Source organism: Pseudoalteromonas sp. MTN2-4 (genome assembly GCF_042848605.1).
Lineage (GTDB): Bacteria > Pseudomonadota > Gammaproteobacteria > Enterobacterales > Alteromonadaceae > Pseudoalteromonas.
This window is the reverse complement of the sequence record NZ_BTGK01000009.1, coordinates 87,516-102,491: the sequence shown is the minus strand read 5'-3', so window position 1 is coordinate 102,491 and position 14,976 is coordinate 87,516. Positions and strand designations below refer to the sequence as shown.

Sequence of the window (14,976 nt, the reverse complement as noted above, 5' to 3'; positions counted from 1 at the left end):
CCCCATTAGCTCCCTCACTACTCCAGACCTCAACATTTTTTAGAATGGTTCATTTCACCTTGCGCAAACAGCGCGTGCTTCGCACGCTAGTTTGCACTATAAATAAAAAACCCGCCGAAGCGGGTTTTTTAAAATACAAATAAGCGGCTTTAAAGCACTTATTTCACAACGCGAAGATGAGCGCCTTTTTTCTTTTCAGGCTCTTTAGGCTTCTCTTCAGTGGCTTCAATAACTTCTTCAGATTCAACCTGCGGCTCTTCTTCATACTCAGGAAAAGTTTCTTGAGTAAAAACGGTACCTTCACCGTTCTCACGCGCATATATTGCCAGTACAGCGCCCATAGGCACATACACCTGCATAGGCTGACCAGAAAAGCGGGCATTAAAGCTTAGCTGCTGGTTATCCATATCAAAGTGGGTCACTGCACTAGGACTAATGTTTAAAACAATTTGACCATCTTGTACAAACTGCGTTGGTACTTGAACAGCTGGGTATTCAGCGTTCACGACCAAGTGCGGCGTGCATTCATTATCGACAATCCAATCGTAAAACGCTCTGAGCAAATATGGGCGATTTGGCGTCATTATGCTCTAATCTCGCGCTCAGCTTCTGTTAAAGAAGCTTGGAATGAATCACGCTCAAATAAACGAAGCATGTATTCTTTAAGCTCTTTTGCACCTGCACCATTAAGGTCGATACCCATTTCAGGTAGACGCCATAATAGTGGTGCTAGGTAACAATCTACTAGGCTGAACTCTTCACTCATGAAGTAAGGAGCTTCAGTAAAGATTGGCGCAATTGCAAGAAGGGCTTCAGTTAACTCTTTACGAGCCTGATCGGCATCGCTGCCACCTTGCTTGATTTTAGCTGCTAATGTATACCAATCAGTTTCGATACGGTGCATCATTAGACGGCTACGACCACGCATTACTGGGTATACAGGCATTAATGGTGGGTGCGGGAAACGCTCATCTAAATATTCCATGATGATGTTCGCTTCATATAAACCAAGCTCACGGTCGATCAATGTCGGTACTGTGCCATATGGGTTTATTTCGTGAAGCGCTTCAGGCAGGTTATCTTTTTCTGCTAAGTGAATATCTACACTCACACCTTTTTCGGCTAAAACGATACGTACTTGATGGCTATACATACAGTTAGCACCTGAGAAAAGCGTCATTACAGGGCGCTTATTGGCAGCTACGGCCATGCCTACCTCCATTAAAATTACAATAAGTAATAAATCATTATAAACAGCAATAGGGGCATGCGCCCCTATTACAAAATTACTTTAAAAATGCATCACTGAATTAGTGAACATCTCTCCAGTACTCTTTCTTCAAGAAGAAGGCCAAGATAAATAAGATTACTAAAAATCCTAATACCTTATAACCTAGCGCTTCTGATTTTAAGCGAGTTGGTTCACCAACATAAGCCATAAAGTTCGTTAAGTCACGCACTGCTTGATCATACTCATCAGCACTCATCTCACCAGAACCATCTGTTGTGATTTCAACTACTTTTTGAACTTTAACACCGTGTTCTTCAACCTCTTCAAAACGTGCAGTTGGCACACCTTGAAGTTCTTGAAGTACGTGTGGCATACCCACTGAAGGGAATACTGAGTTGTTTACACCAAACGGACGGCTTTCATCTACATAGAAAGACTTCAGGTAAGTGTAAATCCAATCAGCGCCACGTACACGTGCAACTAGTGTTAAATCTGGCGGCGGAGCACCAAACCAAGTTGCAGCATCTTCGATCTTGATTGCATTATTGATATGACTACCAACTTTAGAACCATCGAAGATAAGCGTTTCTTGACCGATCTCTACAGGAATACCGATATCACGGAAAGTACGCTCATAACGCTGATACTGCATTTGGTGACAACCAAGACAGTAGTTCATGAACAACTTAGCACCGCGCTGTAAAGACGCATTGTCAGTTAAGTCATGGTTTGACTCAAGTAGTGGTACCGAAGGACCTGCTGCCATTGCAAAGGTAGGCAGCAATGCGAATAAACCAATAATTAGTTTCTTCATCATTTCGTTAACCTCTCAGGCAATGGTTTAGTCTGCTCATTCTTCGAGTATACGAATAGCAATACGAAGAACATGAAGTAAGTTACAGTCGTAATTCTCGATAGTACTGTAGACAAATCAGTCTGAGGTGTCGCACCAGCCCAACCTAGGATGATGAATGTCACTACGAACTGAGCAATGTTTAGCTTGTGCCACTTACTACGGTAACGAATTGAACGCACCTTGCCACGATCTAACCACGGTAGTAATGCCAGTAGTACGATCGATGCACCCATTGCAATTACACCCATTAGCTTATCAGGGATAGCACGTAGGATTGCGTAGAATGGCGTAAAGTACCAAACAGGGAAGATATGCTCTGGTGTCTTCAGCGGGTTAGCTGCTTCAAAGTTTGGCGCTTCTAGGAAGAAACCACCCATCTCTGGTGCAAAGAACACAACCCAACAGAAGAAGATTAAGAAACCAGCTACACCTAATACATCTTTAACTGTGTAATAAGGGTGGAACGGGATTGCATCGACAATGTCTTTCTTGTTTGTGTAATATTCATGGAATTGGAACTTAGGCTTATCTTCTTCAGCCACAGAACCTTTCTTACGCTTAATATCAACACCGTCAGGGTTGTTTGAACCCACTTCGTGAAGCGCAACAATGTGAAGGAATACTAGAATAACGAGTACAAGTGGTAGTGCAATTACGTGTAGTGCAAAGAAACGGTTAAGCGTCGCACCAGAGATTACGTAGTCACCACGGATCCACTGAGTTAGATCATCACCAATTACCGGAATCGCACCGAATAGTGAAATGATTACCTGAGCACCCCAGAATGACATCTGACCCCAAGGTAGTAAGTAACCCATGAACGCTTCAGCCATTAATGCTAAGAAAATTAGCATACCGAATAGCCATAGAAGTTCACGTGGTTTTTGGTACGAGCCATAGATCATGCCGCGGAACATGTGTAAATACACAACCACGAAGAATGCCGAGGCACCCGTTGAGTGCATGTATCTCAATAACCAACCGTATTCAACATCACGCATGATGTATTCGATTGAAGCAAATGCGCCTTCAGCTGAAGGAACATAGCTCATTGTTAGCCAGATACCAGTTAAAATTTGGTTAACTAGTACTAAAATAGCTAGAGAGCCAAATAAGTACCAGAAGTTAAAGTTTTTTGGCGCAGGATATTGCGCGATGTGCATGTTCCAAACACGCGTCATTGGGATGCGGTCATCAATCCAGTTGATGACGTTACCAACAACACCTGTTGAAGCGTTATCTTGTTTACCAGCCATTATGCAACCTCTTCTTCACCAACCAAAATGGTTGTATCATCAATAAAGGTGTAAGGTGGGATTTCTAAGTTTAGAGGTGCAGGCACCGCTTGGAATACTCGGCCGGCCATGTCGAACTTAGAACCGTGACAAGGACAGAAGAAACCTGATTCAGTACCTTCAACGAACTCACCGAAGCCGCCATTAAAGAAGCTTGGTGAACAGCCTAGGTGAGTACAAATACCAACCGCCACGAAAATTTCAGGGCGCTTAGAACGGTATTCATTCTTAGCTGAATCTAATTGTTGAGGCTCTTCAGATTGCGGATCACGAAGTTGACCTTCATGAGCTTTCATCTGCTCAAGCATTTTTGGCGTACGATTGATAACCCATACAGGCTTACCTCGCCACTCAACACGAATTAATTGTCCAGGCTCAAGTTTGCTGATATCTACTTCTACAGGCGCACCCGCAGATTTAGCTCGCTCACTTGGATTCCAAGACGCAATAAAAGGAACAGCAGCTCCAGCCGCACCAACACCACCTACAACAGAGGTAGCTATGGTCAAAAAGCGACGTCGGCTGTTGTCTACAGGCGCATTGCTCATCCACTTATCTCCACTATGATCCTCAACACTTGCTATATTGAGAACATCAGTTACAGCAGGTTAAATTAAGAAACTACAAAATAGACGCGATCATAAATAATTACCTTGATGAAAACAAGGTTATTACCCGTATCAAGACTAATAAAGCATGGATTTTACTACCCATTTTAGTCGTAGCCTTGAAAGCTAGTTAATTATGATAACGTTTTTATAACCACAATATACTGACCAAGATCAACCCCATCTATGAGGAGACGAGGGTACCCAAAAGGGCATCAAACCTTACTCACTTTACTTGCCCAGCAATTGTAGCAAAAAAAAGCGCTGATTTATCGTCAGATCTTCACTAATTACAATAAATATTGAAAATATTAGGTAAACAATAAGTCGAACACAGATTGTTTGACGTGGGTTGGGATAGGAAATGAAAAATATTTGGACTTTTAAAACAAAAAACCCAGCATAAGCTGGGTTTTTGAATTCTTGTAAACGTAAAAAATTAACGCTTCGAGAATTGAGTGTTCTTACGTGCTTTCTTAAGACCCACTTTCTTACGCTCAACTTTACGAGCGTCGCGAGTAACAAAGCCAGCTTTACGTAGAGTAGGACGTAGTGACTCGTCAAACTCCATAAGCGCACGAGTGATACCGTGACGGATAGCACCAGCTTGACCAGTTGAACCACCACCAGCAACAGTGATGTATAGGTCAAACTTTTCAGTCATTTCAACTAGCTCTAGAGGCTGACGAACAACCATGCGAGAAGTTTCACGACCGAAGTATTCTTCGATAGAACGTTGATTAATTACGATGTTGCCAGTACCTGGGCGTAAGAATACGCGAGCACTTGAACTTTTACGACGACCTGTACCGTAGTATTGATTTGCCATGAGTTAGCTCCTTAAATGTCCAGTACTTGAGGCTGTTGAGCTGCATGAGCGTGCTCAGAACCTGCGTATACTTTTAGTTTGCGGTACATTTCACGACCTAGAGGGCCTTTTGGTAACATACCTTTAACTGCTTTTTCGATAATCATTTCAGGCTTTTTAGCTTGAAGCTTATCGAAAGTGATAGACTTAAGGCCACCTGGGAAACCAGAGTGAGCATAGTACACTTTGTCAGTTGTTTTGTTACCAGTAACAGTAACTTTCTCAGCGTTGATTACGATGATGTAATCACCAGTGTCAACATGAGGTGTGTACTCAGCTTTATGCTTACCGCGTAGGCGACGAGCGATTTCAGTAGCAATACGACCTAAAGTTTTACCTTCAGCGTCAACTACGTACCAGTCACGTTTTACAGATTCTGGCTTAGCAACAAACGTTTTCATTAAATAAAATCCAATGTTTCAAATTAAAACCACAGGTAACAAAAAGTTACCGCTTTACTATGAGTGCTTGAACCCCTTCGAGTTTAAGACTTTTATGCCGCTCAAATCGGTGGCTAAGCCGACGAGGGCTATAGAACGCAACGTGGCAGGCCGCGGATTATAGCAACACAGAAGAGGCTTTTCCAGTGTGCGACTGTTTTTTCTACAAAAAAAATAATCGCGTTGATTTGAGCGAGAATTTGTACCAATCAGCGGCAATTAATAGCGCATTTTAATGCAAAGTGACTGCTGATTGGTATTAACTTAGGCGAGATGTTCTCTTGCGAGGTATTCGTGCGACTGCATCTCTTGCAAACGGCTGATACAGCGCCTAAATTCAAAATTAAGTGTGCCATCGGTATATAGCTCAGTGATCGGCGCTGCGGCTGATATAATAAGCGTTACATTACGCTCATAAAATTCATCAACCAAAGCGATAAAACGTCTGGCAGCATCATCATTCTGCTGTCCCATCTGTTTTACATTAGAAAGGATCACAGTGTTGTATATACGACTGATCTCCATATAGTCTACTTGCGAACGCGCCGTTTCACAAATTTGTGTGAAGTCAAACATCACAATGCTATCGGCAACTTTTCGGGTTTTGATCAAGCGCCCTTCGATTTCGATGGCTTCATCAAGTTTGCCCGGTTCAGGTGAGAGCTTATCAAAATATTCAAACAGGTTTTTATCTGCTTGCGCATCGAGTGGGCTGTGAAAGATTTCGGCTTGCTCTAGCGTTCTCAAGCGATAATCAATACCAGAGTCAACATTTACTATCTCGGTGTTTTCTTTCACTAGGGCGATAGCTGGTAAGAAACGAGCACGCTGAAGACCATTCCGATATAACTCATCTGGGACAATATTTGACGTTGCAACTAAAATAATGTCGCGTGCAAAGAGCGCCTGCATTAAGCCACCCAGTAGCATGGCATCGGTAATATCTTGTACAAAAAACTCATCAAAACAAATAATATCTGTTTCTTTTTTGAAAATGTCGGCCACGGTCTCAAGTGGATCTTTTACTTCTTTTAGCTTTTTAAGCTCATCATGTACACGATGCATAAAGCGGTGAAAATGCACTCGCATTTTCCTATCTGTTGGTAATGCCTCATAAAAGGTGTCAACTAAGTATGTTTTACCGCGTCCTACGCCGCCCCAAAAGTAAAGGCCAGTAATTTTTTGCTGTGGCTGTCGATTAAATAAGCGAGAAAAGAAACCTTGGCGCTGCTCTGGTTGGTTCACGATATCATCGTACAAACGCTGTAAATGCTTTACTGCGTTTTCTTGTGCCGCATCATATTGAAAGTCATCTCGTTGTAGGTCTTGCTGATATTTTTCCCAAGGTGTCATCATTTTTCACAAACTAAGCGTTTTTTATTTAAGGCATATATTAACACGCATCAAAACTCCGCGTATATTTAGCTGATAGTTTGAATTACATTTTTTATTACGTAGCCGAATAATTGCCTACACTTATAGAGCGCGTATTTTTAAGGAGACTCTCTATGACAACATTTGCTTGGTTAGGATTAATTGTGGTAGTTGCTATCGCTGCATTTTTCTTAGGCTCAATGCTCACCAAGAAACAACTCAAGCATGATGATTTAGAACAGCAAGTACAATCCGCGAAGCACGAGTTAGAGCAATATCGCCAAGAGGTTGCTGATCACCTTGCTAGCACCAAAAAGCTAATGACTAAAATGCAAGACAGCTACTCTCAACTTTTAAGCCATGTAGAAGAGACAGATAAAGCGCTACTTACGGTAAAACCTGCTATGCCTGATGAACCTTTCTTCTCAAAAGAAACCACTGAACAACTGCAAGCCTCGCTACAAAGCCGTCCTGAGCGCCGTCGCGAAGCGAAAAACGATGCATTGTCAGCGCAGCCTAGCGATTATGCCGAAGGTGAAACGGGTATTTTCTCTGGGGAAAGCTCAGAAGTTGAGCAATCAAAAGCCTCTTGATGAACTTTTTTTAGCCCCCATAGTCAGTAAGTACAGTTACCAAAAATGACGAACCGGTAAGTAAACCAAAATTTACTTACCTATCATCAATGATATATACCCGCTTTTTTAATGATTAATAGAAAGTGAGTGTTATTACTTTTCGGAGTACTTATTGACTATGAAACTAAAACTATCGTTATTGTCTGCTGCTATTTTTTCAACTGCCCTTTTTCTTTCTCCAACTGCAGCTGAAGCCAAACTCCCTATCGCGGTTGACGGCCAATCTTTACCTACCCTTGCGCCTATGCTAGAACGCGTTACACCTGGGGTTGTGAGTATTCGTGTATCAGGCGCAAAAGAAGTTCGCCGTCGCGTCGACCCTTTTGACTACTTCTTTGGTAACCCTCAACCTCGTAACCAAAAGCGCCCTTTTAGTGGTTTAGGTTCTGGTGTCATTATTGATGCCAATGAAGGTTATGTAGTAACAAACAGCCATGTTATCGACGAAGCTGATAAAATCATCGTTACTTTGAAAGATGGACGCGAGTTTGACGCCAAGCTGGTTGGTCGTGATAAAGAGTCTGATATCGCATTGCTTGAAATCGACGCGGACAACCTCACAGAAGTGAAACTGGCTAATTCTGACAAGCTACGAGTCGGAGACTTCTCAGTTGCCATCGGTAATCCGTTCGGCCTGAGCCACACTGTAACATCAGGCATTGTCAGTGCGCTGGGTCGTAGTGGTTTAAATATTGAAGGCTATGAAGACTTCATTCAAACCGACGCGGCTATTAACCAAGGTAACTCAGGTGGCGCTTTAGTAAACTTAAACGGTGAGCTAATCGGCATTAACACTGCAATTCTTGGCGCTTCGGGCGGCAATGTTGGTATCGGTTTTGCCATCCCTTCTAATATGATGAAGAACCTCGTTGATCAAATTATCGAATTTGGTCAAGTGCGCCGAGGCTCTTTAGGTATTATTGGTCGTACACTGGATGCAGGCCTAGCAAAAGCACAAGGTTTAGAAGTTCAGCAAGGTGCCTTTGTTATGCAAGTCGTAAAAGACTCAGCGGCAAGCGAAGCCGGTATTAAAGCCAATGATGTGATTGTCAGCCTGAATGGTGATGAGATCCAAAGCTTCGAAGAACTTAGAGGCAAAATCGCCACCATAGGTGAAGGAAGAACCATTGAACTAGGTGTGTTCCGCGATGGTAGGAAACGTACGATAGAAGTAACGCTTAAAGGCCAAGGTGAACTGCAAGCTCAAGCAGATAAGGTACACCCAATGCTACGTGGTGCTGTGCTGGAAAGTGGCGAACGTAACGGCAACCAAGGTGTTATTGTCTCTAGCATAGAAGAGCGCTCACCAGCTGCGCGAGTTGGTCTTGAAGAAGGAGATGTGATCATGCAAGTGAACCGTCAGCGCGTTAAGAACATTCGCGATATGAGCAACTTGATTGAAGACATTCAAGGCAACATCGTATTGGGTATTAAACGCGGCAGAGACTCTGTGTTTATTCTAATTCAATAACCTGTTTTAAGTTTTAGCTAAAAAAAATGCAGCGTCTTATTGTCGCTGCATTTTTATTTGTGCCATCATTACTATTCTGCTTTCAGTAAGATAAAATAACTGGTTGTTGTATAATGAATAAAAATGAGCGATGGCGTGCTAAAACTTTTTAAATTTATTCTTCCCCCTTTGTTTGTCGGACTTGGGATCGCATTTTTAGTGATTTGGTTTTCACCCAATCTAAAGAGCGCTATTTTGCCAAAGCTCGCCATGCCAAGCCATTACACCAGCAACCATATGAGCTTTGCCGACTCAGTCGCTAAGGCCTCACCTGCCGTCGTGACGATTTTTTCTGAAAGTATTTCATCTGTGCCTCGTTACCAAAGACGTAACACCACACAAGAGCTCGGCTCTGGTGTGATTATGTCGAGCGATGGCTATATTCTGACAAACTACCATGTTGTTAATGACGCTGACCAAATCATGGTCATCTTGACTGACGGTAGACGCTTCTATGATGTACAAGTTATCGGTTTTGATACCATTACCGATCTCGCTTTGCTAAAAATCCCAGGCCAGCACCTACCCGTTATCCCAACCGATGATGAGTTTATTCCCCGTGTTGGTGATGTGGTCTTGGCGATTGGTAACCCACTTAATTTAGGTCAAACCATTACCCAAGGGGTAATAAGTGCCACAGGTAAGCAAACACTCACTGATAGTCAATATAACAATTTGCTGCAAATGGACGCCGCTGTGAATGTAGGCAATTCTGGTGGGGCTTTAGTTAACTCAAACGGTATTCTCGTTGGCATTACCTCTGCACAATTTAGAACTCGCTTAAACATCGACATACAAGGGATCTCTTTCGCTGTACCTTACCAGCTAGCCAAACAAGTCATGCAACGGCTCATTGCGGATGGTCGAGTCGTTCGCGGGTATTTAGGTTTTAGAGGCACAGCCGTTGATAGCTCAGGAAATGAAGTAACCGACTTATACACTCCGATTGTTGGCTTGTTGATCAGCGAACTGGACCCATTAGGCCCTGCTTGGCAAGCCGGTATGCAAGATAGAGATATTATTGTTAAAGTTGCGGGTCAATCGATCTCTAACCCACAAAAAACATTACAGTTTATTGGTAATACTAAGCCTGGCACTGAACTTGAGTTTGAGGTATTGAGAAATGGTGAACACCGAACTATTACTTTGACCGTTGCTGAGCTAGAAATTAACACCAATTAATTCAATTCGTTCTCTCAGCTAGCTCAAACCAAATTAGGTAACCTGAGCTCTGGATAATAAATCTATCTCAGCGGCTACTTTCAACGTTAACTGCGTTGAATTTACTTGCAATAGGCTAGCTATTGACTCATAAATTCGCCTTGTTATCGCTAAAAGTCTCCGGCTGCAGAATTGAAAAATTACTTATCAATTTAATATCAATATGTTGGTAAATCTCTTAACCAAAGCTCAGGTTAGATACAAAAAAGCGACCTCTCTAACTAGGTCGCTTTTTAAAATGAGAATAGGTAAGTCGTTATTAATTGTGACGGCGTTTAATATTCGCACCCAACTTACTTAGCTTATCTTCGATGCGCTGATACCCTCTATCAACATGATAGATACGATCAACCACAGTCTCGCCTTGCGCAACAATTCCCGTCAAAATTAAGCTCGCTGACGCACGTAAATCAGTCGCCATGACTTGTGCGCCCGATAGCTTTTCAGTATCGCCACAAATCGCTGTATTGCCTTCTAAACGAATATTGGCACCCATACGCTGTAGTTCAGGCACATGCATAAAGCGATTCTCAAAAATCGTTTCTGTAATCGTTGCACTGCCACTCGCTACCACATTCATAGCCGTAAACTGCGCCTGCATATCCGTTGGAAAGCCGGGGTGAGGCATAGTTTTAATGTTCACAGCTTTTAACTCGCGCTGACGCATATCGATGTAGATACTGTCTTGTTGAACCTCAACTAGCGCATTGGCATCTCTCAGCTTTTCAAGCACAGGCTCTAAACTATGGTAATCTGTGTTCTTACATAACACCTCACCTTTCGCCATTGCAGCAGCCACTAAGAAAGTACCTGTTTCAATACGGTCTGGTAAGATTTTATGCTCGCATCCAGATAACTGCTCAACCCCTTCTATTTCAATGCGATGAGTACCTGCACCTGAGATTTTTGCACCCATTGCCACGAGGCATTCAGCTAGATTTACTATTTCTGGTTCGCGCGCAGCATTTTCTAAAATGGTTTTACCATCAGCAAGCGTTGCCGCCATCAATAGGTTCTCGGTCGCGCCTACACTCACGGTTTCCATGTAGATGTCAGCGCCCTGCAGACGACCCGAAGACGTCGCATTAATATAGCCGTTTTCTACATTAATGGTTGCGCCCATTTTTTCTAGGCCGTGAATGTGTAAATCTACTGGGCGAGCACCAATGGCACAACCCCCCGGCAAAGAAACTTGAGCTTGACCAAAACGGGCTAATAAAGGCCCTAATGCCAATACAGATGCACGCATCTGCTTTACAAGTTCATAAGGGGCTAGCACTTTATCAACCGTGCTTCCGTCGACTTCAAGATTATCTCCATGCCATTTAACTTCTGCGCCAAGCGTCTTTAGCAGCGCTTCAGTTGTGCCTATGTCACGAAGTTGAGGTACATTCGAGAAAATACTCTTGCCATTACCAAGTAAGGCTGCAAAAAGAATAGGAAGGGCGGCATTTTTAGCGCCCGAAATTGTGACTTCACCAGCTAGGGTGGTGCCACCTTGGATAACAAACTGATCCATTGTGGCTCCGTTATTGAGGAAGGATGAATTTACGTTCTCTTTGCCACTCTGTTGGCGTGAAGGCTTTAATGCTTAAAGCGTGAATGGTGCCGTCTTTGATCACATCCATCAAAGGCCCGTAAACTAGCTGTTGCTTCTTAACTCGACTCGCCCCGTCAAAACATTCACCAACTGCAATCACCTCATAGTGACTACCATTGGCTTTAACTATGACTTCTTCTAGTGACAATGCTTCTTGTAATACTGCTTCGACTTGGTTTGTTTCCATTAGATTCACTCAAATAAGTTAGAAACCTGACCTAACTCCATCAATTTATGCAGTTGCTCAGGTATATTTTTCAGCTCAAGGCGCTTACCTTGGCGTTGCAAAAGACCTAAAGAGTGAATTAACCAAGCTAAGCCCGCCGTGTCAACCCTAGAAACCTCAGAAAGGTCAAAATATAGGACTGACTGCGTACTTTGTAGCTGTTGGTTAAGAAGGCGTTCATCTATTAAGCTATTTCGGGTTAATTCACCCTTAATCGCGACTACACCTTCTTGTTGTGGTGAAAACTGCAAATTAATTGCCATCATCACCTCTGAATTGAACTGGTAAACGGCTCTTTTTATCTAAAAGGTCGATGACATGTTCGATACCTTGTTGACGAAGCACACCATGCAACTCAGTTTGTTTAGCATCAAGTAATGAAATACCTTCTGCCATCATGTCGTATGCACGCCACTCATTACCCTTACCTTTGCGTACTTTGAAGTCAATCTTAATATCAGGTTTACCTGACTCAACAATACGAGTTTTTACAACCGCAACATCATCACTTTCAAAATTACGGGCTTCTCCAAACTCCACTTTTTGGTTTTTATACTGGGTAAATACACCTGCATAAGTTGCCACTAAGTAGCGCTGAAACACATCAATGAATGTTTTAATATTCTCAACAGCCTGCTTTTTCTCAGCAGGATCAGTCATGGTACGTACTTTTTGAATATAGCTACCAAGCACACGATAAGCCGCATACTTGTAATCTACATAAGGCATAAGTTCTTGCTCGACAATTACGCGTAAATGCTCTTTATCAGTCGAGATGATACCTTGATCTTTAGCTACGCGTTTAAATGTGTTGTCAGCAACCTGCTCCACCATTTTATACGGGTCGCTTAAATCCACCTGTGGAGTTGCCAGCACCTGAGCTGACATCACTAAGCCTGCTGCAGCCATTAAAAACTTCTTAAACATGATTATTCCCCACCTTGGTTAAACAGGAATTGACCAATCAGCTCTTCAAGCACCAATGCTGATTTAGTATCAGTTAAAATGTCACCATTTTTAAGCGCAACACTTTCAACACCGAATAGGTCATCCAACTCAGAGCCTGCATTACTTGTTACCTCATTTCCTAAACAACTTTGCTTCGCTGATTCAGCAGCGATAACTGGAGAAAGGCCAAGGTACTGCTCACCTAAAATACCTGATGTTAAAATAGAGACCGAGGTTGTATCAGAAAACTGACACTCGTAACTCGCATCAATACTCATATTCACAACAGGTAAAAACTCTTGCGGGTGAATGTAAATACTTTCAACGCGACCGATCACGACACCACCCACTTTAATCGGCGCACGTGTTTTTAGAGAACCAATATTTTCAAATTTAGCGCTCAGCGTATATGTATCACCATTACCACTGATCCCTGAGTTTGCGACTTTAAGCGCTAAAATAGCAAACGCTGCCACGCCAAGTGCGACAAATAAGCCAACTAAAATTTCTATTTTCCGTGTATTCATAATTTCTCAAAACCCTTAACTTGAAAACATCACCGCTGTTAATAAAAAGTCGAAACCCAAAACGGCCAGCGACGAATGAACAACTGTTTCTGTGGTCGCCTTACTGATCCCTTCTGATGTAGGAACACAGTCGTATCCTTTGTAAAGCGCTATCCATGTCACGATCAGTGCAAAAACGAAGCTCTTGATCATGCCATTTAAAATATCTTGCTGGAACGACACCTGAGACTGCATGATTGACCAGAAGCTGCCTGAATCGACACCTAACCAATCAACACCTACTAAGTGCGCACCAATAATTGCAACGGCTGAAAATATCAGTGCCAACAGCGGCATACTGATAAAACCAGCCCAAAAACGAGGTGCTACGACCCTTTTAAGCGGATCAATTGCCATCATTTCCAGACTTGATAACTGCTCGGTTGCTTTCATCAAACCAATTTCGGCCGTTAATGCACTGCCCGCTCGACCGGCAAATAATAATGCAGTTACAACCGGGCCCAACTCTCGCAGTAGACTCAGTGCAACCAAAGGGCCCAAGCTATCTTCAGCACCGTAACCCACTAATACGGTATAACCTTGTAAAGCCAGTACCATACCGATGAATAAGCCCGACACCATGATGATCAATAATGATTGATGACCTACCATGTAAAGCTGCTTAATTAACAGCGGCGTGCCTTTTTTAAAATTAGGCATGCTGAGTAAAGCGCCCAATAACATGCGTGTTGCACGCCCTAATGAGGCAAAACGACTCAGGGTCTTATGGCCTAATGCTTGTAAAAAATCCATTATTGCTGGGCTCCTAGTAACAATTCATCTTCGTAAGGCGCAGCTTTAAAGTGGAAAGGCACTGGCCCGTCTGATAACCCTTTTAAGAATTGCTGCACCAATGGAGAACTATGTTGCAACATCTGCTCTGGCGTCCCTGTGCCAATCACGCCTTGTTCAGCAATAATCACTACATGATCGGCAATGCTCAGTACTTCTGTTACATCGTGCGTTACAATTAAAGATGACAAACCTAAAACTTGATTAAGCGACTTGATCAGACGTACTAACACACCCATTGAGATTGGGTCTTGTCCAGCAAACGGTTCATCGTACATGATGAGTTCAGGATCTAATGCGATCGAGCGTGCTAGTGCTGCACGTCTTGCCATGCCGCCAGATAGTTCTGACGGCATTAAATCTCTGGCACCACGAAGGCCGACAGCCTGAAGCTTCATAAGAACCACAAGGCGAATTAGATCTTCACTTAACTGCGTATGTTCTCTAAGAGGAAAAGCGATGTTGTCGAATACTGACATATCTGTAAAAAGCGCACCGCTCTGAAAGAGCATACTCATTTTCGTACGGGCTTCGTAAAGCTCAGCACGGGTCATACCCGGTACACTTTGCCCTTCAAATGTAATATCGCCGCTATCTGGCTTTAATTGACCACCAATAAGGCGCAACATGGTGGTTTTACCAATACCACTCGGCCCCATAATTGCGGTTATCTTCCCCTTTGGTACCGAGAAACTCATGTTCTTATAGATGGTCCTATCACCTCTGGAGAAAGTTACATCCTTGATTTCGATAATTGATTGCGACAAGTCGCGCTCCACATTCTGGTTAACCAATTTATGTATCAT

General features: G+C 43.0%; 18 protein-coding genes. 3 read left to right on the top strand and 15 right to left on the bottom strand.

Going from position 1 to position 14,976, the window contains the following annotated elements; all coding sequences use genetic code 11:
- Positions 1-158 precede the first annotated feature (158 nt).
- From ACGHEH_RS17870 to zapE, 8 genes are all read right to left on the bottom strand, one after another.
- Complete coding sequence (locus ACGHEH_RS17870; RefSeq protein WP_390448049.1) at positions 159-584, bottom strand: ClpXP protease specificity-enhancing factor; 426 nt, start codon at positions 582-584, stop codon at positions 159-161.
- Entirely contained in the window at positions 584-1,210 is a 627-nt protein-coding gene (gene sspA, locus ACGHEH_RS17865) for a stringent starvation protein SspA (RefSeq protein WP_058028619.1), read from the bottom strand. The genes ACGHEH_RS17870 and sspA overlap by 1 nt, the downstream gene beginning before the upstream one ends.
- A 100-nt stretch (positions 1,211-1,310) precedes the next feature.
- Positions 1,311-2,048 (bottom strand): cytochrome c1, encoded by a 738-nt coding sequence (locus tag ACGHEH_RS17860; RefSeq protein ID WP_058028618.1) that lies wholly within the window; start codon positions 2,046-2,048, stop codon positions 1,311-1,313.
- The gene (locus ACGHEH_RS17855; protein WP_130255570.1) at positions 2,045-3,343 is read right to left on the bottom strand and encodes a cytochrome bc complex cytochrome b subunit; all 1,299 of its coding nucleotides are present in this window, start codon (positions 3,341-3,343) and stop codon (positions 2,045-2,047) included. The genes ACGHEH_RS17860 and ACGHEH_RS17855 overlap by 4 nt, the downstream gene beginning before the upstream one ends.
- Complete coding sequence (gene petA, locus ACGHEH_RS17850; protein WP_138481527.1) at positions 3,343-3,930, bottom strand: ubiquinol-cytochrome c reductase iron-sulfur subunit; 588 nt, start codon at positions 3,928-3,930, stop codon at positions 3,343-3,345. Before petA ends, ACGHEH_RS17855 begins: the two co-directional genes overlap by 1 nt.
- A 499-nt stretch (positions 3,931-4,429) precedes the next feature.
- Positions 4,430-4,819, bottom strand: coding sequence for a 30S ribosomal protein S9 (rpsI, locus tag ACGHEH_RS17845; protein ID WP_058028615.1), 390 nt, complete (start codon positions 4,817-4,819; stop codon positions 4,430-4,432).
- Positions 4,820-4,830: 11 nt separating this feature from the next.
- Complete coding sequence (rplM, locus tag ACGHEH_RS17840; RefSeq protein WP_058028614.1) at positions 4,831-5,259, bottom strand: 50S ribosomal protein L13; 429 nt, start codon at positions 5,257-5,259, stop codon at positions 4,831-4,833.
- A gap of 303 nt (positions 5,260-5,562) precedes the next feature.
- Positions 5,563-6,651: a cell division protein ZapE gene (zapE, locus tag ACGHEH_RS17835; protein WP_390448198.1), complete on the bottom strand. Its 1,089-nt coding sequence runs from the start codon at positions 6,649-6,651 to the stop codon at positions 5,563-5,565.
- Positions 6,652-6,806: 155 nt separating this feature from the next.
- Between zapE and ACGHEH_RS17830 the strand changes: the two genes are divergently transcribed.
- The 3 genes from ACGHEH_RS17830 (at position 6,807) to ACGHEH_RS17820 (ending at position 9,999) form a co-directional block, all read left to right on the top strand.
- Complete coding sequence (locus tag ACGHEH_RS17830) at positions 6,807-7,265, top strand: YhcB family protein (RefSeq protein ID WP_390448045.1); 459 nt, start codon at positions 6,807-6,809, stop codon at positions 7,263-7,265.
- Between the two features lie 160 nt (positions 7,266-7,425).
- Positions 7,426-8,778, top strand: coding sequence for a Do family serine endopeptidase (locus tag ACGHEH_RS17825; RefSeq protein WP_390448042.1), 1,353 nt, complete (start codon positions 7,426-7,428; stop codon positions 8,776-8,778).
- Positions 8,779-8,913: 135 nt separating this feature from the next.
- The gene (locus ACGHEH_RS17820) at positions 8,914-9,999 is read left to right on the top strand and encodes a trypsin-like peptidase domain-containing protein (protein ID WP_390448040.1); all 1,086 of its coding nucleotides are present in this window, start codon (positions 8,914-8,916) and stop codon (positions 9,997-9,999) included.
- A gap of 298 nt (positions 10,000-10,297) precedes the next feature.
- Here the strand turns inward: ACGHEH_RS17820 and murA are convergent, their stop codons facing one another.
- The 7 genes from murA to ACGHEH_RS17785 are packed head-to-tail and all read right to left on the bottom strand — an operon-like array spanning position 10,298 to position 14,937.
- Positions 10,298-11,557, bottom strand: coding sequence for a UDP-N-acetylglucosamine 1-carboxyvinyltransferase (murA, locus tag ACGHEH_RS17815; protein WP_390448037.1), 1,260 nt, complete (start codon positions 11,555-11,557; stop codon positions 10,298-10,300).
- 10 nt (positions 11,558-11,567) lie between these two features.
- Positions 11,568-11,825 (bottom strand): BolA family iron metabolism protein IbaG, encoded by a 258-nt coding sequence (ibaG, locus tag ACGHEH_RS17810; RefSeq protein ID WP_058028609.1) that lies wholly within the window; start codon positions 11,823-11,825, stop codon positions 11,568-11,570.
- Between the two features lie 5 nt (positions 11,826-11,830).
- On the bottom strand, positions 11,831-12,130 hold the full coding sequence (locus tag ACGHEH_RS17805; RefSeq protein WP_390448034.1) for a lipid asymmetry maintenance protein MlaB: 300 nt from the start codon (positions 12,128-12,130) through the stop codon (positions 11,831-11,833).
- Positions 12,117-12,791, bottom strand: coding sequence for a phospholipid-binding protein MlaC (locus ACGHEH_RS17800; RefSeq protein WP_390448031.1), 675 nt, complete (start codon positions 12,789-12,791; stop codon positions 12,117-12,119). The genes ACGHEH_RS17805 and ACGHEH_RS17800 overlap by 14 nt, the downstream gene beginning before the upstream one ends.
- A 2-nt stretch (positions 12,792-12,793) precedes the next feature.
- Entirely contained in the window at positions 12,794-13,339 is a 546-nt protein-coding gene (gene mlaD, locus ACGHEH_RS17795; protein ID WP_390448028.1) for an outer membrane lipid asymmetry maintenance protein MlaD, read from the bottom strand.
- A 15-nt stretch (positions 13,340-13,354) separates the two neighbouring features.
- Positions 13,355-14,134 carry a lipid asymmetry maintenance ABC transporter permease subunit MlaE gene (gene mlaE / locus ACGHEH_RS17790; RefSeq protein ID WP_130255578.1) on the bottom strand — a complete coding sequence of 260 codons (780 nt, stop codon included), beginning with the start codon at positions 14,132-14,134 and terminating at the stop codon, positions 13,355-13,357.
- Entirely contained in the window at positions 14,131-14,937 is an 807-nt protein-coding gene (locus tag ACGHEH_RS17785) for an ATP-binding cassette domain-containing protein (RefSeq protein WP_390448026.1), read from the bottom strand. Before ACGHEH_RS17785 ends, mlaE begins: the two co-directional genes overlap by 4 nt.
- Between the last annotated feature and the right edge of the window lie 39 nt (positions 14,938-14,976).

What these genes read in the sequence shown, in the direction of transcription:
- ACGHEH_RS17870 (WP_390448049.1), bottom strand. Translation starts at nt 584, where the DNA reads ATGACGCCAAATCGCCCATATTTGCTCAGAGCGTTTTACGATTGGATT.
- sspA (WP_058028619.1), bottom strand. Translation starts at nt 1,210, where the DNA reads ATGGCCGTAGCTGCCAATAAGCGCCCTGTAATGACGCTTTTCTCAGGT.
- ACGHEH_RS17860 (WP_058028618.1), bottom strand. Translation starts at nt 2,048, where the DNA reads ATGATGAAGAAACTAATTATTGGTTTATTCGCATTGCTGCCTACCTTT.
- ACGHEH_RS17855 (WP_130255570.1), bottom strand. Translation starts at nt 3,343, where the DNA reads ATGGCTGGTAAACAAGATAACGCTTCAACAGGTGTTGTTGGTAACGTC.
- petA (WP_138481527.1), bottom strand. Translation starts at nt 3,930, where the DNA reads ATGAGCAATGCGCCTGTAGACAACAGCCGACGTCGCTTTTTGACCATA.
- rpsI (WP_058028615.1), bottom strand. Translation starts at nt 4,819, where the DNA reads ATGGCAAATCAATACTACGGTACAGGTCGTCGTAAAAGTTCAAGTGCT.
- rplM (WP_058028614.1), bottom strand. Translation starts at nt 5,259, where the DNA reads ATGAAAACGTTTGTTGCTAAGCCAGAATCTGTAAAACGTGACTGGTAC.
- zapE (WP_390448198.1), bottom strand. Translation starts at nt 6,651, where the DNA reads ATGACACCTTGGGAAAAATATCAGCAAGACCTACAACGAGATGACTTT.
- ACGHEH_RS17830 (WP_390448045.1), top strand. Translation starts at nt 6,807, where the DNA reads ATGACAACATTTGCTTGGTTAGGATTAATTGTGGTAGTTGCTATCGCT.
- ACGHEH_RS17825 (WP_390448042.1), top strand. Translation starts at nt 7,426, where the DNA reads ATGAAACTAAAACTATCGTTATTGTCTGCTGCTATTTTTTCAACTGCC.
- murA (WP_390448037.1), bottom strand. Translation starts at nt 11,557, where the DNA reads ATGGATCAGTTTGTTATCCAAGGTGGCACCACCCTAGCTGGTGAAGTC.
- ibaG (WP_058028609.1), bottom strand. Translation starts at nt 11,825, where the DNA reads ATGGAAACAAACCAAGTCGAAGCAGTATTACAAGAAGCATTGTCACTA.
- ACGHEH_RS17805 (WP_390448034.1), bottom strand. Translation starts at nt 12,130, where the DNA reads ATGATGGCAATTAATTTGCAGTTTTCACCACAACAAGAAGGTGTAGTC.
- ACGHEH_RS17800 (WP_390448031.1), bottom strand. Translation starts at nt 12,791, where the DNA reads ATGTTTAAGAAGTTTTTAATGGCTGCAGCAGGCTTAGTGATGTCAGCT.
- mlaD (WP_390448028.1), bottom strand. Translation starts at nt 13,339, where the DNA reads ATGAATACACGGAAAATAGAAATTTTAGTTGGCTTATTTGTCGCACTT.